Raw genomic sequence first — 19,529 nt, forward strand, 5'->3', positions numbered from 1 at the left:
CTTCACTCCTTGCCATGCCGTACCGACGGACCCCGAAGACGCAGGCCAGACTGGACTCGCAGCGAGGCGAGATCCTGGCCGCGGCCATCGCGCTGCTGGCCGAAACGGGCTACGCGGGCTGCTCCATGGCCGCGGTCGCCACGCGGGCGGGCGTGGGCACCGGCAGCGTGTACCGGCAGTTCCCGTCCAAGGCCGACCTCGTCGTCGAGGTCTTCCGCGAGGTGGTCTCCCGCGAGGTCGACGCCGTCGAGGCCGCCGCGTCCCACGGCGACGTCCGCGAGCGGGTGGTCGCCGTGATCGAGACCTTCGCCGGGCGGGCGTTGAAGGCGCCGAGGCTGGCGTACGCGTTGCTGGCCGAGCCGGTCGACGCCGTGGTCGAGGCCGAGCGCCTGGTCTTCCGGCGCGCGTTCCGCGAGGTCATCGCCAGGAACATCGCCGACGGCGTGAAGCGAGGGCTGTTGCCTTCGCAGGACGCGGAAGCGACCGCCGCGGCACTGGTCGGAGCGGGTGCGGAAATGCTGGTCGGCCCCCTGGCCGGGGACGGCGGCCCGGACACGATCCCGCACCTGGTCACGTTCACCCTTCGCGCGCTGGGAGGTTCCGATGGCGTTTGAGACGCTCACGTACCGCGTCCAAGACCGGAAGGCCTACCTGACCTTGAACCGCCCCGAGCGGCTCAACGCGATCAACGAAGTCATGCCCGGCGAGATCCGGCGGGCCGTGGAGCGGGCGAACGAGGACGACGCGGTCCGGGTCATCGTGGTGCGCGGCGAAGGACGGTCGTTCTGCGCCGGATACGACCTCAAACAGTTCGCCGAGGGAGACGCCGAAGGCCGCTGGAACCAGGGCCCGGTCTGGGATCCGATCAAGGACTACCGGGTGATGAAGCGCAACACCGACGACTTCTTCAGCCTGTGGCGGTCGCTGAAACCCACCATCTGCCAGGTGCAAGGGCACGCGATCGCCGGCGGCAGCGACATCGCCCTGTCGTGCGACGTGCTGATCATGGCGGCCGACGCGCGCCTCGGCTATCCGCCCGCCCGGGTCTGGGGCTGCCCGACGACCGCGATGTGGGTCTATCGCGCCGGAGCCCAGCGCGCGAAGCGGATGCTGCTCACCGGCGACACCATCGACGGCACCACCGCGGCGGAATGGGGACTCGCGCTCGAGGCGGTGGAACCGGACCGGCTCGAAGCCGCCGTCGAGGAACTGGCCGACCGGATGGCGGGCGTGCCGACGAACCAGCTCGTGATGCAGAAGCTGATGATCAACCAGGCCTACGACAACATGGGGCTGGCGGGCACCCAGACACTCGCGACGCTTTTCGACGGCATCACCCGGCACAGCCCGGAAGGCCGCTGGTTCCGCGAGTTCGCCGAACGCGACGGCTTCCACGCGGCGGTGGCCTACCGCGATTCCGGACAGGTCATCCCGGACGGCGGCGGACCGCTGCCGGAGCACACGGATCCGAGGAGGTCGTCATGACCGCGAACACCGAAAGCGAGCGCGTCGCCGAGCGTCTGCAACGTTCCTCCGCGCGGCACTCCTACGACCCGGACGTCGACGTCGACTGGCTGGCACCGCTGGTCGACGGGGCGTACGGCAAGGCACCGGAACGTTGTTCCTTGTACGGCACCGAATTGTGGGAGCGCCTCGACGATCGGCAGCGCGCCGAACTGAGCCGTCAAGAGGCCGCGGCCGCGGCGGCGTCGGGGATCTGGTTCGAGCTGATCCTCATGCAGGGCCTCGTACGCCACGTCTACAACAGTGACCCGACGACCCACAACGCGCAGTACGCGCTCACCGAGATCGCCGACGAATGCCGTCACAGCACCATGTTCGCCCGCTCGATAGAGAAGAGCGGCGGCGTCGTCCGGCGCCCGAGCCGCACTGCGCACCGCGCGGGCAAGGTGTTCGGCGCGATCTGCGGCCCGGCGTTGCTGTTCGCCGGCGCCATCTACGTCGAAGAACTCGCCGACGGCATGCAACGCGAGATGATGCGCGACGACAGCCTGCAGCCGATGATCCGGATGATCTCCCGGATCCACGTCATCGAAGAGGCACGCCACATCAGCTTCGCGAAGGACGAACTGGGCCGGGCCTGGGCCCGCCACGGCCGCGTCGGCCGCGAACTGATCCGCTGGGCCATCGCCGGGATGGCCTACGTCGCGACCTCGGAGTTGTTGCACCCCAAGGCCTACACGTCCGTCGGTCTCGACCCCCGTGAAGCCCGCGTGGTCGCCACCGCGAATCCGCACTGGCGCCGGACCAAGGCCGCGTGGGCGGCCAAAGCCGTCGACTACTTCACCGAGATCGGCCTGATCGGCGGCCCGAGCCGCCGGCTCTGGCGCCGCGCCGGCGTCCTCGACTGAACAAGGAAGGCACCTCCATGTCCGCACGCACCGGCAAGCTCCTCGGCCTCGGCATCGCCGCGACCGGTCTCGCCCACTTCGCCGCTCCGGCCGCTTTCGAACCCGTGACGAAGATGGCCTTCGCCGACGACGTCCGCAACTGGACCTACCGCAACGGCGCGACCGAACTCGCCATCGGCCTGGCGATCGCGGCCCGCCCGACCCGGAAGGCCGGTGTCGCCGGGCTGGCCGTCTACGCCGGATGGCTGGGCAAGCGGGTCCTCACCCGGCGCTGAGATCGTGGTACCGGGGTAGGGGGTCGCGCTCCGGCGGTACCCGGGTAGCGGGCCAAGACGGTTCCGCCGGGCGATGTGCCCCGGCCTCGAAGGGGAGATCGTTCTCCCCATGGTCCGGATCAACGCCCCGCTCGCCGTCGGCTTCGCGGTCACCGTATTCGTCGCGATCGCGCTGATCTGGTGGCTTTCGGGCACCCCGCTCGGGATCGACTCGGCCGTCTACCGCGCCGGTGGGTCCGCCGTGCTCCACGGGGAGCCGTTATACGCACCCCTGACCGCATTGCCCGGCTGGGCGCCGGAACTGCCGTTCACCTATCCGCCGTTCGCCGCGCTGCTCTTCGTCCCGCTGACCGCGCTGCCGGCGCAATGGTGCTGGGGCCTGCTGGCGATCGCGGCGGCGCCCTCGCTCTATGTCGCGCTCCGGCCCTTCACCGAGCGCGCGTACCTCCCGCTCCTGCTGCTCGGCGCGTTCGCGCTGCAACCGGTGTGGCAGACGATCGGACTCGGCCAGGTCAATCTCCTCCTGATGGCCGTCGTGGTCGCGGATGTGCTGCTGCTGCGCGATTCACGGTTCCGCGGGATCGGGATCGGGCTCGCGGCGGCGGTCAAACTGATCCCGCTGATCTTCATCGTCCACCTCGTGCTCGTCCGGCGGATCGCCGACGCGGCCCGCGCCTCGGCGGCCTTCCTCGGCGCGACGACGCTCGCGTTCGTCCTGCTGCCGGAGGATTCCGTGCGCTACTGGACGTCCGCGATCTTCAACGGCCACTTCGCGGAGATGAAAGGCTGGGTGGGAAACCAGTCGTGGCAAGGCTTCGTCGCCAGGACACTGCCTGAGGGCCGAGCAGCGACAGTGCTGATCGGCTGCTTCGGCGTCCTCTGCGCGGTGGTGATGATGTGGCTCGTCCGGCGGCTTCACCGCGCGGGCGACGACCCCGCCGCTCTGCTGGTGACGGCCGGTTGCGCCTTGCTGGTCAGCCCGATCTCGTGGACGCACCACTGGGTATGGGTGGTGCCCGCCCTCGGGTACCTGTGCGCCAGGCGGCCGGTGATGGCCACGGCCGCCGTCGTGTTCACGGGCTGGACCGTCGCCGTGGTTCCCGGTGGAGGCGGCGCCGAACGCACCTGGAACGTCGGTCAAGCCGTCGTCGGCAATGCCTACCTGATCACGGCGCTGGCGCTGCTGTTCGTACTCGGCCGCCGTCCGTCCGATGTGGACAGCTCGCTTGAGGACTTCGGAGGTTTCCGCTCATCCGGTGAACCCGAGGACGAGCTGGGCCAGCAGGGCCGAGGTGAAGAAGGAACCGGCGAAAACGAGAAGGGTGACGACCACCGCGCGCCAGCTCAAGGTCCGAAGGATCCTCAGCTGCCGGATGGTCACGCACAGACCGACGCAGCTGAGCACGGCGGTGGCCAGCGTCAGCAGGTCGACGGCGGACAGGATGCGCAGCATGGTCGCCGCCCACGGCAGTCCCGGAACGGTCAACGCGGCGCCGACGAACGCCGCCCACAGCACGGTTGGTACGAACCGGCCGGTCCGGTCGCCGAGGATCCGTACCCCGAAGGCGAGGGCCAACAGCAAGAGCATCCCGGGCGCCGCATGCCATCCTGCGGTGACGAGAAGGAGCACGGTCACGGCCGAGCCGGTCACCAGCCGAGAGGGCACGACGGTCGCCTTCTGCTCGACCGTGCCCCCGGATATCAGCCGATTCCGCACGGCGGCGGGGGAACGGTACAGCCGCTCCAGCACCGGAAGGACGACGAAGGCGGCCAGCAGCACCGTGGTGACGTAGGTCAGCACGTCACTGGCCGTCGCCAGCGCGAGGATGTCGTCCTGGGGCAGGTCCAGGGAACCGTGCGCGAGCGAACCCGCGCAGGAGATCGTCATGCCTCCACTGCCGACCCCGCAGGCCATCGCCAGCGCCGTGGAACTGAACAGCGGAATCGTCGAGCCGATGCCCGCCAGTACGGAGAAGAACAAGGACCCGAAGAGCGTGCCGCTGACGTAGGTGGCGAGAACGCCTGAACCTTCCGGCCCGGAGATGCCGTACCGCTCGGTCACCAGGGCGATGCTGGGTTCGCGGCCGATCGAGAAGGTGGCGCCGATACTCGCGCGTCCGAAGCCGAGCAGCAGGGCCGCCGGGAAGGCCAGCAGCGCTGTTCCCACCTTTCCGAGGCTCTGCACGAGGATCGCCGGCCCGGCCGCGACGATCGTGGGAAGCGCCGTTCCCAGCACGACCCCGGCACGCACCACGAAGACCACCGTCAGCAGTTGCAGGAGCTGCCCGGCACAGGACCAGACCGGTGCGGCGGCCTCCGGGCGCCGCCAGGACAACGACAGGTTGAGGGCGACCGTGATCACGAAAGCGAAGAAAAGCGGAAGCAGGACGAGCGCGAACGTGCCGATCCGTAGCTCCAGCGCGCCCGCGTACTCCGTTCCCACGGTGACCAGCGCGCACACCGTGGTGACCCCGATGGCGACCGCCGTCCCCCCCCCCCCAGGAACCCACCATGCCCGAAGATCCTCTTTCCGAACCGGGTCGCCAAGCCGGTTCGGCGGTGACGCTGTCTGCGGTTTTCCGCTCTGGCGCAAAAGCCTCGCCGGACGGCGGGGACGGACGGCAAGCTGTCCCCATGCCCGCGGAGGGCCAAGGGGAGGGGAACGATGATCCGGAAAGCGATGATCTCCGCGCCACGCGCAGTACGACCATCGGCGACAGCAATGGTTCGAAGATCGGCCGCGGCCACGTCAAGATCCCGGATGTGACGTCGTTCCGGGTCTGCGAGGACGACGCTGGAGAGGACAGTTGCTCGCCGTGGCGGCTCGCCCGCTGAGTGCTCAGCCCAGCAGCGCGGCACCCGTCGGCGTGAGATTGTGCAGCACCACGGCCCCGTGGCGTCGGCTGGCGATGAGCCCGGCGTCGCGGAGCACCGTGGTGTGCCGCGAAACCGCGGCCGCCGAAATGCCGAGCCGGTCGGCGAGTTCGCCGCTGGTGGGGAAGCCCGCGACCCCGTACAGGACGGCGGCGCGGGTCCGGCCGAGCAGGGTGGCCAGGTGCTTCGGCAGGGGAGCCGGCTCGTGCTCGTGGGACACCGGGAAGACGAGGACCGGTGGGAGGTCGTCGTCGGCGAGGGCGACCGGGGTGTCCCAGCAGAAGTAGGACGGAACGAGCCGGATACCGCGGCCGTCGAGGTGGAGGTCGCGGTCGATGGGGTAACGCACGGCCAGGACCGGGGCCTCCCAGCGGAAGGCCGGCCGGAGCGACTCGAGCAGACCGAGGGTTCCGCTCTCGCCGGCGAGGCGCGACCGTAAGGCCCGGTCGGCGTCGACCTGGGTCCGGACGGTCGTCCATTGGGGAGCGACCAGGGTGTCGTGGGCGATCTGGAGCGCCTCGGCGACCTGATCGAGCGCCGCGCCCGCACCCGCCGCGAGCCCGAGTGTCCAGCTCGGCAGACGGGTCTGCTTCGCCATCAGCCCGACTTCGCGCCCGAGCCGGTCCGACGGCGTCCCACGGAGCGCCTCCAGCCCCGCCTTCAGCCCGCACGCGGACTCGGCGGGAGTGAGGAAGTCGGGAAAGTACCGGGCAGGCGGCGCGATCGTCTGCAGGAACCGCACCGCGGTCCGGGCGTCGCGCTCCCGCAGCCCTTCCCGCACCCGGCGCCGCCAGCGCGCGAAGGCGGGAAGACCGTCGAACGTGAGTTTCTGCATGGCCAGAACGGTTTCCCACAGTGGATCCGGTGCGGCCGCGACGCGGACACGGGCCAGGTCATGGCCGGTGAAGTGAATACGAAGCATGACGCCTCCCCCTGGAGTCGTCATTCATTTATCACAACGGAGGGGACCATGAAGGGGATTCTGAGCAGGAACCTGCGGCGGGCGGCCACGGCGACCGTGGTGGCGTCGGCGGCGACACTGGCGTTCACGGGCACCGCCTCGGCCGCGACCGGCGCGGCCACCGGCTCCGGGAGCGAGGTCTACGGATCGGCCAACTGGACCTGGACGTTCAGCGGGATGACGGGCATCAACATGGCCGTGCGGGACACGAAATGCGACGGCAACCCGGTCTACGTGTTCTTCGAGGCCGACCTCGGCATGGGGACCATCGACCCGACGCCGTACCGCTGGAACGAGAGCGGATGCGGCACCACGAGCTCCTGGAGCAACCTGAAGTACAGCTCGGGCACCAAGCTCGGCAGGGTCCGTGTCGTGGTCTGTGTGGACGACGCCGGCTGGGACACCTGCTATCGGAGCGGATGGCAGTACAACCGCTGAGGCGTAGCCGCGAACCGGCCGCACCCACGACCGAAGCCCACCGACGGCACCCGGAAATCCGGGACAAACCGTGGGTGGGCTTCGTGTCGAAACTGTGCGCCATGCCGCGGGGTGCGTCCTTGTGTAATGTGTTCTCACCCCGGGTGAGAACAATTAGCCACGATTTCGAGCTCTCGGGCCTGCTTCACGAGATCGACCAACTCCGTTACGAAGTCGTACGCTTCGTCGTCGCCCGGGTACCATTCGGCGACCGTGGGCAGGAGCGACTCTCGGATCACGGTCATGATCTCTTCGGCTTGCTCGCTTGTGTATACGCTGAGAGAAAATATGCTGTAGCCCCCTTCGGCGAAGTGGTGCAACTCTTCGGAAAGCGAATTGTCCGAAACTTCGCCTGCGACAAATTCGACTACTCGGAGCAGTAGTCCCCGCGAGGGCATCCATGACAGCATCTGCGGTGGCTGAACGCGCCCCAGTGGAGCCACGAATGAACACGAATGGTTTCGTGTGGTCGCATAAAGCCCTTGGGCTTCTGGAGCTGCTCGGAAGTCAGTCCTCGCGCGTCGATCGGCACGTAATCCGCCCGACGCGGACAGGTGATCGTCGCGCGAGGAGCTTAACCGCACCTGTCGATCCTTCGTCCGCTCGCACCGCCTCTCGGCGCCGACCCGCTCAGCTCATGGGATCTCGTTGGCGAGGTAGCTTCGGCGTCTCCCGCCGGCACCCAGACGTCTTCGGCAAGGCCGCGGAGGCTGCGTCCTCTGTTCGTTCCGCGATCAACCCTCGATGTCGAGGGTCTTCCCGAGCTGCGTGACGGCGTGTGGTGAGGTCCGGCCGCGGGATCCACGGCTGATCGGTGGGGGAACGGCACCACGGCGACGAGTCGCGGGTCGGCACAGATCCAGCGGAGCGGGCGTGTGGTGAGTAGCCGTCCGAGGCCTCGCCAGGCCGGGCGAGCCGTACTCCGGTCGATGATGACGACGTGGCTGGTGCGGGGCGGGGCTGCCGGTACGGTTCGGCGACGTTGTCGCAGGCGCCGCGGCAGCAAGCCGGTTCGTCGCGCCTGCTACGAAGCAGGCCAGAAGATCCACAGGTCACGTGCCACTCGCGGCCGACAAGGAAGTCAGTGCGGCGGCCGAGGGACGCCCCTCACGGTGGCGCGCCTTGGGCTCACATCAACAAAGCCCACCAACGACATCCCTGAGTCACGGGAATCGTTGGTGGGCTTCGCCTCAGAACTGTGCGCCATCAGGGACTCGAACCCCGAACCCGCTGGTTAAGAGCCAGCTGCTCTGCCAATTGAGCTAATGGCGCCTGGTTGTTCCGCCGCTTTGGTGTTCCCCTCGGCGACGTGGAAAACATTAACACAGGGTTGCTGGGGCCCGTTTCAGGGGGTCCCCTAACGACGGACCGGGACGTATTCGGCCATCCGGCCGCGAGCGTTGCGGCCGGTCAGGCAGACTATAGCCAGACGTAGGGGTTGGTACCACGCGAAACGGGCGGTGTGCATGAGGGTCTGGGGAGCGACGGGGCGGTCGCGGGTGGTTTTGGTGGCTTTGGTGGCCGGGCTCACGCTGGCCGCGTGCACCAGTACACCGTCGGGTGAATCGCCGTCGCCGGGTGGCGCCCCCGGGGGCTCGCAGCCGAGCGGAGCGCCCGCGCCTGAGCCGAAGCCCGCCGTGATGACGCTGACCCCGGCGCAGGGCGCGGCGAACGTGGCACCCGGCGAGCCGGTCACGGTGGCCGTCGGCGACGGCAAGGTGGGCGAGGTCAAACTGACCGGTGCCGACGGCAAGGTCGTCGCGGGCAAGCCGAAGGAGGACGGTTCGGGCTGGGAGTCGGCGGAACCGCTCGGCTACGGCAAGACCTACACCGTCACCGCGGCCGCGACCGGGACCGACGGCAAGCCGGTCACCGCGACGTCGACGTTCTCCACGGCCAAGCCCGGCCGCCAGATCGGTGTCTCGATCAACCTCGTCGAAGGGGAGACGGTCGGCGTCGGCCTGCCGTTGATCTTCACCTTCACCGGCAACGTGCCGGACAAGGCCGCGACCGAGAAGACGCTGAAGATCGTCACCGAGCCGCAGACCGAGGGCGCGTTCCACTGGTTCGGCGAGAAGACCGTGATGTGGCGGCCCAAGGAGTACTTCAAGGCGGGCACGAAGATCTCGGTCAACGCGGCGATCTACGGCAAGAACCTCGGCAACAACACCTTTGGCCGTGAGGACAAGCCCGCCAAGGTGGTCGTCGGCGACAAGCTGGTCGCGACCGCGGACGGCGGCACGCACCAGATGAAGGTCGTGGTGAACGACCAAGAGGTCAAGCAGATGCCGATCTCCATGGGCAAGCCGTCGAGCAGCACCCCGGCCGGGACCTACACGGTGATGAGCGAGCACAACGGGTACACGATGGACTCCAGCACGTACGGCGTCCCGACGGACAGCAAGGCCGGCTACCGGACGTTCGTGAAGTACGCGGTGCGCATGTCGAACAGCGGCATCTTCTACCACTCGGCGCCGTGGTCGGTCGGTTCGCAGGGCAAGCGGAACGTGAGCCACGGCTGCATCAACCTGTCGACCGAGAACGCGCAGTGGCTGATGGACACTTCCAAGAAGGGCGACATCATCACCGTCACCAACTCGGGCCCGCAGGTGCTGGAGCCCACCGACGGCTGGTCGGTGTGGCAGATGTCGTGGGACGACTGGAAGACCGGCGGCGACCGGAACTGACCTGTTCTTCATGAGGGGTCCTGTCAGGACGGATTTCGTCCGGACAGGGCCCCTCATGGCGTTCCGGGCGGCAAGGTGCCGTAGAAGTGCTCCCACTGCACCTCGCCGCTGGTCTTGTAGCGGCACTTCTGGGTGCCGGTGTCCCAGATCTTCTCCGGATCTCGGAGGCACTTCTGGTACTCGAGTTCGGCGAGGTACTTCTGGGACTGGGCTTTCGTGCAGTTCGGGTGACCCGGTTCGCATCGCCACGGTGACTTCTTGACCGAGGTCGTCACCGGTGGGGGCGGGCTCACGGTCACCGGCGGCGGCACCGAGGTGGACGGCGTCGCCGTCACGGTCGTGACCGGTTTCGGAGTGATCGCCGGCACGGGCACTTGGTTCGGTGGAGACGTCGTGCAGGCTCCGGCCGCCATGAAGACTCCCAAGATCAGCCAGCGTCTCATGGCATCCTCCGCGCGAGTTCCTTCCTGAACTCGCGCGAGCGCCACGCCGCGTTACCGATACCCGGAAAAAGCGAAACCCCAGCCTGCCGGAAGAACCGGCCGAACTGGGGTTGATGGGGTGAGCGACGGGTTTCGAACCCGCGACCTCCTGGACCACAACCAGGTGCTCTACCAGCTGAGCTACGCCCACCATCGCCGGGCTCGGGGAACCCCCCATCACCTCGGCCGCACTATATTAGCGTGCCCGTTTCGGGGGCTCGCAACGGGTTACCGTTCGTGGCGTTCCTGCACTTCAGCGGCCGCGGCCTTGGCCTGTTCGGTGGTCGGGCCGGGCTGCGGGACGAAGGCGGCGCGGCGGTAGTAGTCGAGCTCGCCGATGGATTCCTTGATGTCGGCGAGCGCGCGGTGCGCGAGGCCCTTCTCGGGCTTGGCGTAGTAGATCCGCGGGTACCAGCGCCGGACGAGTTCCTTCACCGACGAGACGTCGACCATGCGGTAGTGCAGGTGCGCGTCGAGAAGGGGCATGTCGCGGGTGATGAAGCCGCGGTCGGTGGCGATGGAGTTGCCGGCGAGCGGGGCGACGTTGGCCTCGGGCACGTGCGCGCGGATGTACTCGAGCACGCGCTGCTCGGCTTCTTCCATGGTGACCGTGGACCGCCGGACCTCTTCGGTGAGGCCGGAGCGGGCGTGCATTTCGCGGACGACCTCCGGCATCCCGTCGAGGGCTTCGTCGTCGGCGTGGATGACGATGTCGACGCCTTCGCCGAGGACGTTGAGCTCGGCATCGGTCACCAGCGCGGCAATTTCGATCAACGCGTCCTTGCCGAGGTCGAGCCCCGTCATCTCGCAGTCGATCCAGACTAGGCGGTCGTTCACCCCGAAACCCTAACCCGACCCGGGGATTCGTGACGCGCGACGTGCGGGTTGGGCGCGTTGCTGGCACCGTGTGCATCCTCAGGTGAGTCATGTCACAGATCGGGGAGCGACAGTGGCCGAACAGGGTCCAGCCCAGGAGATCGCGCAGGGGTATGTGAGCGACGGGGCGGCGGTGGAGCTCGGCGCCGTCGTGATCGACGGCAAGGCCGACGCCGGCGCGGCGGTCCGCCTGCCGCTGGCGACGCTGAACCGGCACGGGCTGGTCGCGGGCGCGACCGGTACCGGCAAGACGAAGACCTTGCAGCTGATCGCCGAGCAGCTGTCCGCCGCGGGAGTGCCGGTGGTGCTGGCGGACGTGAAGGGTGACCTGTCGGGCCTCGCCGCGCAGGGCGAAAGCAACGACAAGATCGCCAAACGCGCGGAAGAACTGGGCGACTCCTGGGAGCCCGCCGCGTTCCCCGTGCAGTTCCTGTCGCTGGGCACGGGCGGCAAGGGATCGCCGATCCGGGCGACGATCACGAGTTTCGGCCCGATCCTGCTGTCGAAGGTGCTGGGGCTCAACGAAACGCAGGAGTCGACGCTCGGCCTGATCTTCCACTGGGCCGATCAGCGCGGCTTGGCGCTGCTGGACACGAAGGACCTTCGCTCGGTCATCACGCACCTGACGAGTGACGAGGGCAAGGAGGACCTCAAGGGCATCGGCGGCGTCTCGGCCGCGACGGCCGGGGTGATCCTCCGGGCGCTGTCCAATCTGGAGGCCCAGGGCGGCGAGGACTTCTTCGGCGAGCCCGAACTGGACGTCCACGACCTGATGCGCGAGGCCGGCGGCAAGGCGATGGTGACCTTGCTGGAGCTGGACAACCTCCAGTCGAAGCCCGCGCTTTTCTCGACGTTCCTCATGTGGCTGCTGGCCGAGCTGTTCGAGGAGCTGCCCGAAGAGGGCGACCTCGACAAGCCGAAGCTGGTGTTCTTCTTCGACGAGGCGCACCTGCTGTTCAACGACGCGTCGAAGGCGTTCCTGGAGCGGATCGAGCAGACCGTGAAGCTGATCCGGTCGAAGGGTGTCGGCGTCTTCTTCTGCACCCAGCTTCCGACGGACATCCCGAACAACGTCCTGTCCCAGCTGGGCGCGCGGGTGCAGCACGCGTTGCGCGCGTTCACGCCCGAGGATCAGGCCGCGCTGACGAAGACGGTGAAGACGTATCCGAAGACGAAGCACTATGAGCTGGACTCGGCGCTGACGTCGCTCGGTATCGGCGAAGCGATCGTCACCGTCCTTTCCGAACGCGGCGCGCCGACGCCGGTCGCGTGGACCCGTCTGCGCGCACCGCGGTCCAAGATGGGCTCCATCGGTGCCGAAGCGATCTCCGCAGCGACGACGTCTTCGGATCTGCACGCGAAGTACGCCGAGACGATCGACCGTGAGTCGGCCTACGAGAAGCTCGCCGCGAAGGTGGCCGCGCCGCCCGCGGGTGAGGCGCTGCCGCCGGAAGCGCCCGCTCCGAAGCAGGAGAAGCAGGAGCCGGGGATGGTCGCGCAGGCGATGAGCAATCCTGCGGTGAAGTCGTTCCTCCGCTCGGCGGCGAGCGCGCTCGGCCGGGAGATCACGCGCGGCCTGTTCGGGAACCGGCGGCGGTGACGAATACCTGACGCAATCTGTCAGGTATAGGCGGCAGACTCGGCGGCATGACCAACACCGCGACCGCGTCGTTCACCGTGGACGGCTGGGATCCCCAAGCCACCGAGAAGGCCGAAGGCACCGAGTTCTCGCGGGTGCTGCTGACCAAGACGTTCACCGGTGACGTCGAAGGCACCAGTGCCGTCGAGATGCTCACGGCGGTGAACGAGACGTCGTCGGCGTACGTCGCCTTCGAACGGCTGGCCGTCTCCGTCGGCGGACGCAAGGGCGGCTTCGTCCTGCATCACTCGGCGGGGGAGAACGGGCATCACCTGATCGTCTTGCCGGGCTCCGGCCACGGCGAGCTGACCGGCATCACCGGAACGGCGGAGATCGTCAAGGACGACGAGGGCAACCACACCTTCACCCTCACGTACGAACTCTGAAAGCCCGTGAAGGCCTCCTTGCGCTAGGAGGCCTTCACGGACTGTGCCTGCTGGGCCGCCCCCTGACAGCGGTCCAGACGGCGGGATCAGCCGACGATCTGCTCGACGATCTTCTTCGCGTCGTTGATGGGGATCGCGAAACCGATGCCGATGCTGCCGGTCGAGGCCGGGTTGTACAGCGCCGAGTTGATCCCGATGACGTTCCCCTGCGCGTCCACCAGCGCCCCGCCCGAGTTGCCCTGGTTGATCGGGGCGTCGGTCTGGATCGCGGTATAGCTCGGCCCGGCTTCGTTCGTGGTCCTGCTGTAGGGCGAACGCCGCTCCTGGCCGCTGCTCAGCTCGTCGAGCTTGCGGTTCAGCGCGCTCACGATGCCGGTGGTCACCGTGTTCTGCAGGCCGCCGGGGGAGCCGATCGCGACGACCTGCTGGCCGACGGCGAGCTTGCTGGAATCGCCGAGCGAAGCCGGTGTCAACCCGCTCGCGTCCTTCGCCTGGAGCACGGCGATGTCGGCCTTCGTGTCGGCGCCGACCACGCTCGCCTTGTACTGCTTGCCGTCGGACAGCGTGACGGTCACGTCGCCCTCGGCGTCCGCGACGACGTGGGCGTTGGTGAGGATGCGCCCGTCCGCCGTCAGGATGACGCCTGAGCCGACCGCCTCACCCTGCGCGGTGGTCACGTTCACCTGCACCACGCTCGGCGTCACCTTCGCGGCGACCCCGCTGACGTCACCCGAGGTGTTGTTCCCGACCAGTTGCCCGTTGGCGACTGCGGACGAACCCGTGCCCGACGCCGACGACGTGGAGCCGAGTCCCATGATCGCCGCTCCGCCGACCCCGCCGACGAGTGCGGCGGCGAGTGCCGTCGCACTCACCAGGACGGCCACCCGGCCGCCCTTCCTACGGGGTGCGGGCTGCGGCGTGAAGAGCGGATTCGGCGCGGCCTGCCAAGGGGTGTAGCCGGGGTACTGCTGCTGGTGCGGCGGCTGGTGCCCACCGGTGGAGGCGGGGCCGGGCCGACTCTCGTTCTCGGTCATGGAACAAGATTCGCGCCCGTACTTGTGAACCGCCTGTGGAATACCCCTGCGCTTTCCTGAGAAGAATTACCTGAGAACGCTCAGTCGAAGAACGCCGGCACGTCCAACGCGCCGCCCGACGCTTCGAACTCCTCGTGCACCGCGGCGCGGAGTTTCGCGTCGGCCAGGTAGTCGACGGCCGTCAGCGCCAGCCCCAGCGCACCGTCGACGACCGCGCGATCGCCGTCCGGCGAACCGGCCGCGGCCGCGAACTCCTTGGTGTGCAAGGCGGTCGTCGGCCCGGCGATGGCGATCATCGGGTGGATCGCGGGCATCCGGTAGGAGAGGTTGCCGAGGTCGGTCGAGCCGGTGAGGAACTCGGGCACGATCCCCGGCGGCAGCGGTTTGCGGCCGGCGTCGACCTGATGCACCGACCAGCGTCCGGCGAGGGTGGTGTTGAACCGGATCGGCAGATACGCGGGCTGGGCGTCCCATCGGAGTTCGACTCCGCAGCCGGTCATCTCCGCCGCGCCGCGCGCGACCGCCGAAACCCGCTCGGCGAGGTCGCGCAGCGTGTCCGGTTGCGCGGATCGGAGATAGAACAGCAGCGCCGCGCGTTCGGGGACGACGTTGGGCCGCGCGCCGCCGTCGGTGAAGACGCCGTGCACGCGGTCACTGGAGGGCAGATGCTGCCGAAGCGCCGCGACACCCTGGTACGCGGCGACGGCGGCGTCGAGCGCGTTGCGGCCCATGAACGGCTGAGCCGACGCGTGGGCGCCGACGCCGTGGAACACCATCTCCAGCTGCCGCCTGCCGAGGAACGGGTGCATGGCGATGTCGTGGCTGAACGGGTGCAGCATGAGCACGGCGTCGACGTCGTCGAAAACGCCGGCGCGGGCCATGGTCTCCTTGCCGCCACCGCCTTCCTCCGCCGGCGTGCCGATCAGCGAGACCCGGCCGCCCAGCCGTTCGGCGACCGCCGCCGCGCCGAGGAAACCACCCGCGCCGGCGGTGCAGATGACGTTGTGCCCGCAGCCGTGGCCGAGCCCGGGAAGCGCGTCGTACTCGGAGAGGACCGCGATATGCGGACCGCTGCCGGGGGTGGTCGCGACCAGGGCGGTGTCGAGCCCGCCCGCGCCGATCGTCACCTCGTGGCCGTGCCGCCGGAGCAGGTCGCCGAGCGCGCGGACCGAACGGTGCTCGGCGAAACCCTCTTCGGGGTGAGCGTGCAGGTCTTGGCTCAACCCCACCAATTCCGCCTGGAGCGCGTGGATCTCGGTGCTGACGGCGTCGCGCGTGGCGGCGTCCGCGCCGTCATGGGACGAGCCGAGTGGTTCGGCCGCGGCGACGGCGTCCGCGGTCGCTTCGACCAGTGAACGGAGGTAGCTGTCGTCGGGAGGAATCGGCGAAGCGTGCTCAGAGCGGGTCATTTCCGGATGTTAACTCCTAGCTCGCCCGTGACGATCTGCGTGACACCGGAGTACCGCTCGCCGACGTGCTCGAATCCGCGACGGAACAGTTTCCCCGCGATCTCGCCGCGGTCGAACATCCGCTGCCCGCTCAGCCCGCCGAGGACGGTGTCCGCCAGCCGCATCGGCTGCTCGTCGTGCCGGGCGCTGGTCAGCATCACCAGCGAGCCGCCGGGTTTCAGCACGCGGGCGAACGAATCCAGGGCCGCATCCGGGTCGGCGAACATGTGCAGCGCGGCGAAGCAGCAGACGGCGTCCACAGTGGAATCGTCGAGTGGCAGATCGACGGCGTCGGCGCGCAGATACGTCACCGAGGCGGGATTGGGCGCGGCGAGCGCCTTCTCCAGCATGGTGACCGAACCGTCGAGGCCGATCGAGAGCCCTTCCGGGCCGACAGCCTCACCGAAGGCCCTCGTGAACCGGCCGGTGCCGCAGGCGACGTCCAGCGAGATCTGTCCGGGGCGCAGGCCGAGCGCCTCGATCGCGATGCGGACCTCGTCCGCCATGCTGGGGCCGGTCAGTCCTTTCGCGACCCTGCCCAGCGTCGGGCGCCAGTACCGCTCGTAGATCATCGGCACGGCGGAGGTGCGCATCAGCCGCTGCGCGAGTCCGGTCGGCGGCCCCGCCTGCGGGATTTCTCCCAGCAGATCAAGGAAACCTTGGTCCGCTGCGGCGGCCGTGGTGCCCGGCCGCAGCAGGCTCGTCAAACGTTCGCGATGGTCCGGCACGGCTGCTCCCTCCACGAGGTTCACCCGAGAATCTGCCATGACCGGCCCATTCGCGACATCCCCGCCGCCGCGACCCGAAACTGTCGGTGGCCCTCTCTAACGTCGGAGGGAGTCGCCGTTCCCCAGCCGAAGGAGCCCGAAAATGACCGGCTCGATCCTGCAGCACACCGCCTCGACCACGCTTCGCATCCCGGTGCGCGGTCCGTTCGATCTCGGCAAGTCCATCCGCTTCCTGACCGACTTCCCGCCCGCGTGCCGCACGGACGCCGCCGCCGAGCCGGGCACCCTGCGCTTCGCCTTCCCCGCCGAAGCGGGTTGGGAGCACGTCGGTGCGGCCGTCAGACAGAGATCGCCCGGCACGATCGAGGTGGAGGTCTTCGCCGAGGAAGGGCTCGCCGTCGAGGTCGGTGCCCAGGTCCGGCGGATCCTCTCGGTGGATGTCGACGGTGTCGGCTTCGCCAAGATCGGCGCGGCGGATCCGGTGGTGCGCCGCCTGCAGCAGGCGTATCCCGGCCTGCGGCCCGTGCTCTTCCATTCGCCCTATGAAGCGGCTTGCTGGGCGGTCCTGAGCCATCGGGCGGGGATGTCGCAGGCCGCCACGGTGAAATGGCGGCTCGCCGAGGAGTTCGGCAGGCCGGTGGACGTCGGCGGGCACGTCCTCAGGTCGTTCCCCGGGCCGGACGTGCTGGCCGGGCCCGAAGCCGGGCGCGGCCTGCCGGAGGTGAAGGCCGAGCGGCTGCGCGCGGTGGCCAACGCCGCCAAGGACGGCCTGCTCGACGCCGCGTATCTGCGCGCGATGCCGGTGCCGGACGCATTGCGCTGGCTGCAGCTCCTGCCGGGGATAGGCCCGTTCTCGGCGCAGCTGATCCTGATCCGCGGCGCCGGGCATCCCGACGTCTTCCCCGCCGGCGAGCCACGCTTGCAGGAGGCCATGCGGGCCGCGTACGACCTGCCGCTGGCACCGCCCGAGGAGCTGGAGGAGCTTTCCGCGGTCTGGCGTCCCTTCCGCAGCTGGGTGGCCTTCGCCCTGCGCAACGACCCGGAGTTTCGCACGCGGGGGATCGGGGGTTCCATGACCGCCTGACACAGGACATATCCGGCTTGTGGTGAGCTGGTGAGGTGAGCTCGTCTCCCGCCGAAACGGTTTCCGACATCGCCCAGTCCACCCCGCCCGGCACGATCACCCTGGTCACCGGTGGTCTCGCACTGCTCGTGGTGCTCTCGGGCAGGCCATGGCGGATCGCCCGCAACCTGATCACGCTCGTCCACGAGGCCGGCCACGCGCTGGCGGCGGTGCTGGTCGGACGACGGCTGCAGGCCATCAAGCTGCACTCGGACACCTCCGGCGTCACCGTCTCCCGTGGCAAACCGGAGGGGCCGGGGATGGCGTTCACCGCGCTGGCCGGGTATCCGGCCGCCGCCGTGCTCGGGCTGGTGTTCGCGTCGCTGCTCTCGTCGGACCTGATCACCGTCGTTCTGATCGTGATGGCGCTGATGCTGCTGGGTGTGCTGGTGATGGTGCGCAACACCTACGGGGTGTTCACCGTGATCGCCAGCTCGGTGGTGCTCGGGCTGGTCGCGCTGGTGGCGCCGTCGTGGTTCCAGGCGATCTTCGTCTACCTGCTGACCTGGTTCCTGCTGTTCGGTGGCGTCCGGCCGGTGGTCGAGCTGCAGATCAAGCGGCGCCGGGGTGCGGCGAGGGATTCCGACGCCGACCAGCTCGGCAGGCTCACCGGGATGCCCGCGGTGCTGTGGGTGCTGGTGATGGCCGTGCTGACGGTGAGCTGTCTCTTCGCGGGCGGGTTGTGGCTGCTGGAGCCGACCGTCGCCTGACCGGGGCGGTACGGCAGACTGATGGCTCGTTCCGCACGGAAGGAGTCAGCAGATGGACGAGGTCGCCAAGGCCGTCGAGGAATGCGCTCGATCGGCGAAACGGGCCGCGCCGTCGCTGGCCGCCGCCTCCCCGGAAGCGATCGACGCCGCGCTGAACGCCATGGCGGACAAGCTCGTCGAGCACGCCGACGTCGTGCTCGAGGCGAACCAGGCCGACATCGCCAAGGCGCGCGAAGACGGTATGAGCGCGGGTCTGCTCGACAGGCTCACCATCACTCCCGAGCGGCTGAGCGGCATGGCCGAACAGCTCCGTCTCCTGGCGGGTGCGCCGCATCAGGAGCGTTCCGTCGACGTGTCCACTTTGGACGGAGGACTGCGGCTCGTGGAACGCCGTCGTCCGGTCGGCGTGATCGGGGCGAACTACGAGGCACGCCCGAACGTCACGGTCGACGTCGCGTCGCAGCTGGTGAAGTCGCGCAACGGTGGTGTGCTCCGCACGGGTTCCGCCGCGCTCGGCTCGGCCCAGCGCCTGCGCGAGACCGTGATCGCCCCCGCGCTCTCCGAGGCGGGCATCGACCCGGACGTCATCCAGCTGGTGCCGCGTGCCGAACGTGAAGCGGCCTCCGCGCTGGTCCGTTTCCCCTCGCTCGTGCCGCTGGTCATCCTGCGCGGCAGCGGTGACAGCACCAGGGCGCTGGCCACCGAGGCTGCCGTCCACGGCGTCCGCACGCTGGCACACGCCGACGGCGGCGGCGTGCTGTACGTCGACGAAGCGGCCGACACCGACAAGGTGCGTGACCTGGTCTTCAACAGCCTCGACCGGCTCGGTGTCTGCAACCGGCTGAACCTGCTGCTGATCCACGAAGACGCGCACGACCGCGTGTGGCCGGGCATCTCCGGCGCGCTGGCCGAGCGTGGCGTCACGCCGTCGCTCGCCCCGCACGAGCACGCCATCGGTTACGAATGGGCGCTCGACTCGGACCGCGAAGCGACCGTCACCGTCGCGAAGGTCTCCGGCCTGCCCGAGGCGGCGGAGATCGCCAACGAGCGGACGTCGGGCCTGGCCGCCGGCATCGCGACCGAAAGCAGCGAAGCCGCCGACGCGTTCTTCGACGCGTACACCGGCACCGGCGTCTTCTGGAACGCCCCGACCCGGCTGCTCGACGGCTTCAAGCTCCTAGCCGTCCCCGAGACCGGCATCAACCTGGACAAGGTCCCCGGCCCGCGCGGTCCCGTCACCTACACCGACCTCTACGTCCGGCAATACGCCGTGCTGCCCGCCTGACCTCACGACCTGGCGTGAAGCGGGAGCTTCGCGTGACCGGGCGGACGGCATGCGTGATCAGACGGACGACACGCGTGACTGGATGGACGACACGCGTCGGCGGCCGGTGCCGCCGAGAGCCGTCCGCCTGATCACGCGTGTCGTCCATCTGATCACGCGTGTCGTCCCTCCA

Annotated in this window: 21 protein-coding genes, 2 tRNA genes and 1 pseudogene; 13 read left to right on the forward strand and 11 right to left on the reverse strand. The window is 69.0% G+C overall.

Going from position 1 to position 19,529, the window contains the following annotated elements; translation table 11 throughout:
* Nucleotides 1–14 precede the first annotated feature (14 nt).
* The 5 genes and pseudogenes from MJQ72_RS17595 to MJQ72_RS45085 form a co-directional block, all read left to right on the forward strand.
* Nucleotides 15–614 (forward strand): TetR/AcrR family transcriptional regulator, encoded by a 600-nt coding sequence (locus MJQ72_RS17595; protein WP_240600342.1) that lies wholly within the window; start codon nucleotides 15–17, stop codon nucleotides 612–614.
* Entirely contained in the window at nucleotides 604–1,485 is an 882-nt protein-coding gene (locus MJQ72_RS17600) for a crotonase/enoyl-CoA hydratase family protein (protein WP_240600345.1), read from the forward strand. The genes MJQ72_RS17595 and MJQ72_RS17600 overlap by 11 nt, the downstream gene beginning before the upstream one ends.
* The gene (locus MJQ72_RS17605) at nucleotides 1,482–2,372 is read left to right on the forward strand and encodes a diiron oxygenase (RefSeq protein ID WP_240600348.1); all 891 of its coding nucleotides are present in this window, start codon (nucleotides 1,482–1,484) and stop codon (nucleotides 2,370–2,372) included. Before MJQ72_RS17600 ends, MJQ72_RS17605 begins: the two co-directional genes overlap by 4 nt.
* Nucleotides 2,373–2,389: 17 nt before the next feature.
* Nucleotides 2,390–2,647, forward strand: coding sequence for a hypothetical protein (locus MJQ72_RS17610; protein WP_037341666.1), 258 nt, complete (start codon nucleotides 2,390–2,392; stop codon nucleotides 2,645–2,647).
* Between the two features lie 109 nt (nucleotides 2,648–2,756).
* A pseudogene (locus MJQ72_RS45085) lies at nucleotides 2,757–3,569 on the forward strand (glycosyltransferase 87 family protein); the annotation flags it as partial.
* Here MJQ72_RS45085 and MJQ72_RS17615 read toward each other — a convergent pair.
* Both MJQ72_RS17615 and MJQ72_RS17620 read right to left on the reverse strand, forming a co-directional pair.
* The gene (locus MJQ72_RS17615) at nucleotides 3,563–3,724 is read right to left on the reverse strand and encodes a hypothetical protein (protein ID WP_240600350.1); all 162 of its coding nucleotides are present in this window, start codon (nucleotides 3,722–3,724) and stop codon (nucleotides 3,563–3,565) included. The pseudogene MJQ72_RS45085 and the gene MJQ72_RS17615 sit on opposite strands and share 7 nt — an antisense overlap.
* A 172-nt stretch (nucleotides 3,725–3,896) precedes the next feature.
* The gene (locus tag MJQ72_RS17620; RefSeq protein WP_240600353.1) at nucleotides 3,897–5,108 is read right to left on the reverse strand and encodes a DUF3100 domain-containing protein; all 1,212 of its coding nucleotides are present in this window, start codon (nucleotides 5,106–5,108) and stop codon (nucleotides 3,897–3,899) included.
* A 50-nt stretch (nucleotides 5,109–5,158) separates the two neighbouring features.
* Here MJQ72_RS17620 and MJQ72_RS17625 point away from each other — a divergent pair, with 50 nt between their 5' ends.
* Nucleotides 5,159–5,482, forward strand: coding sequence for a hypothetical protein (locus MJQ72_RS17625; RefSeq protein WP_240600355.1), 324 nt, complete (start codon nucleotides 5,159–5,161; stop codon nucleotides 5,480–5,482).
* A 4-nt stretch (nucleotides 5,483–5,486) separates the two neighbouring features.
* Here the strand turns inward: MJQ72_RS17625 and MJQ72_RS17630 are convergent, their stop codons facing one another.
* A complete protein-coding gene (locus tag MJQ72_RS17630; RefSeq protein WP_240600357.1) occupies nucleotides 5,487–6,443 on the reverse strand; it encodes a helix-turn-helix transcriptional regulator in 957 nt (318 codons plus the stop codon).
* 48 nt (nucleotides 6,444–6,491) lie between these two features.
* Here MJQ72_RS17630 and MJQ72_RS17635 point away from each other — a divergent pair, with 48 nt between their 5' ends.
* Entirely contained in the window at nucleotides 6,492–6,920 is a 429-nt protein-coding gene (locus tag MJQ72_RS17635) for a hypothetical protein (RefSeq protein WP_240600359.1), read from the forward strand.
* A 134-nt stretch (nucleotides 6,921–7,054) separates the two neighbouring features.
* On the opposite strand, the gene MJQ72_RS17640 is transcribed toward MJQ72_RS17635, so the two are convergent.
* Both MJQ72_RS17640 and MJQ72_RS17645 read right to left on the reverse strand, forming a co-directional pair.
* A complete protein-coding gene (locus MJQ72_RS17640) occupies nucleotides 7,055–7,357 on the reverse strand; it encodes a hypothetical protein (protein ID WP_240600361.1) in 303 nt (100 codons plus the stop codon).
* An 801-nt stretch (nucleotides 7,358–8,158) separates the two neighbouring features.
* Nucleotides 8,159–8,231 (reverse strand) — tRNA-Lys (locus MJQ72_RS17645).
* Between the two features lie 236 nt (nucleotides 8,232–8,467).
* On the opposite strand from MJQ72_RS17645, the gene MJQ72_RS17650 reads away from it, so the two are divergent.
* A complete protein-coding gene (locus MJQ72_RS17650) occupies nucleotides 8,468–9,646 on the forward strand; it encodes an Ig-like domain-containing protein (protein WP_396426954.1) in 1,179 nt (392 codons plus the stop codon).
* 53 nt (nucleotides 9,647–9,699) lie between these two features.
* Here the strand turns inward: MJQ72_RS17650 and MJQ72_RS17655 are convergent, their stop codons facing one another.
* From MJQ72_RS17655 to orn, 3 genes are all read right to left on the reverse strand, one after another.
* A complete protein-coding gene (locus MJQ72_RS17655; RefSeq protein ID WP_240600364.1) occupies nucleotides 9,700–10,089 on the reverse strand; it encodes a hypothetical protein in 390 nt (129 codons plus the stop codon).
* Nucleotides 10,090–10,203: 114 nt separating this feature from the next.
* Nucleotides 10,204–10,279 (reverse strand) — tRNA-His (locus MJQ72_RS17660).
* 77 nt (nucleotides 10,280–10,356) lie between these two features.
* Complete coding sequence (orn, locus tag MJQ72_RS17665; protein ID WP_240600366.1) at nucleotides 10,357–10,965, reverse strand: oligoribonuclease; 609 nt, start codon at nucleotides 10,963–10,965, stop codon at nucleotides 10,357–10,359.
* A gap of 112 nt (nucleotides 10,966–11,077) precedes the next feature.
* Here orn and MJQ72_RS17670 point away from each other — a divergent pair, with 112 nt between their 5' ends.
* Together MJQ72_RS17670 and MJQ72_RS17675 are read left to right on the forward strand one after the other, a co-directional pair.
* Entirely contained in the window at nucleotides 11,078–12,604 is a 1,527-nt protein-coding gene (locus MJQ72_RS17670) for a helicase HerA-like domain-containing protein (protein ID WP_240600368.1), read from the forward strand.
* A 47-nt stretch (nucleotides 12,605–12,651) separates the two neighbouring features.
* Nucleotides 12,652–13,029, forward strand: coding sequence for a DUF3224 domain-containing protein (locus tag MJQ72_RS17675; protein WP_240600370.1), 378 nt, complete (start codon nucleotides 12,652–12,654; stop codon nucleotides 13,027–13,029).
* Nucleotides 13,030–13,115: 86 nt separating this feature from the next.
* Here MJQ72_RS17675 and MJQ72_RS17680 read toward each other — a convergent pair whose 3' ends face one another.
* The 3 genes from MJQ72_RS17680 to MJQ72_RS17690 form a co-directional block, all read right to left on the reverse strand.
* Entirely contained in the window at nucleotides 13,116–14,063 is a 948-nt protein-coding gene (locus MJQ72_RS17680) for a S1C family serine protease (protein ID WP_240600371.1), read from the reverse strand.
* An 80-nt stretch (nucleotides 14,064–14,143) separates the two neighbouring features.
* Complete coding sequence (locus MJQ72_RS17685; protein ID WP_240600372.1) at nucleotides 14,144–15,472, reverse strand: M20 family metallopeptidase; 1,329 nt, start codon at nucleotides 15,470–15,472, stop codon at nucleotides 14,144–14,146.
* Complete coding sequence (locus MJQ72_RS17690) at nucleotides 15,469–16,239, reverse strand: class I SAM-dependent methyltransferase (RefSeq protein ID WP_240600374.1); 771 nt, start codon at nucleotides 16,237–16,239, stop codon at nucleotides 15,469–15,471. The genes MJQ72_RS17685 and MJQ72_RS17690 overlap by 4 nt, the downstream gene beginning before the upstream one ends.
* A gap of 142 nt (nucleotides 16,240–16,381) precedes the next feature.
* On the opposite strand from MJQ72_RS17690, the gene MJQ72_RS17695 reads away from it, so the two are divergent.
* The 3 genes from MJQ72_RS17695 to MJQ72_RS17705 are packed head-to-tail and all read left to right on the forward strand — an operon-like array spanning nucleotide 16,382 to nucleotide 19,357.
* A complete protein-coding gene (locus tag MJQ72_RS17695) occupies nucleotides 16,382–17,323 on the forward strand; it encodes a DNA-3-methyladenine glycosylase (RefSeq protein WP_240600375.1) in 942 nt (313 codons plus the stop codon).
* Nucleotides 17,324–17,358: 35 nt separating this feature from the next.
* Nucleotides 17,359–18,072 (forward strand): M50 family metallopeptidase, encoded by a 714-nt coding sequence (locus tag MJQ72_RS17700; RefSeq protein WP_240600377.1) that lies wholly within the window; start codon nucleotides 17,359–17,361, stop codon nucleotides 18,070–18,072.
* A 52-nt stretch (nucleotides 18,073–18,124) separates the two neighbouring features.
* The gene (locus tag MJQ72_RS17705) at nucleotides 18,125–19,357 is read left to right on the forward strand and encodes an aldehyde dehydrogenase family protein (protein ID WP_240600379.1); all 1,233 of its coding nucleotides are present in this window, start codon (nucleotides 18,125–18,127) and stop codon (nucleotides 19,355–19,357) included.
* The last annotated feature ends 172 nt before the right edge of the window (nucleotides 19,358–19,529 follow it).

The organism is Amycolatopsis sp. EV170708-02-1 (assembly GCF_022479115.1).
Classification (GTDB): Bacteria; Actinomycetota; Actinomycetes; order Mycobacteriales; family Pseudonocardiaceae; genus Amycolatopsis.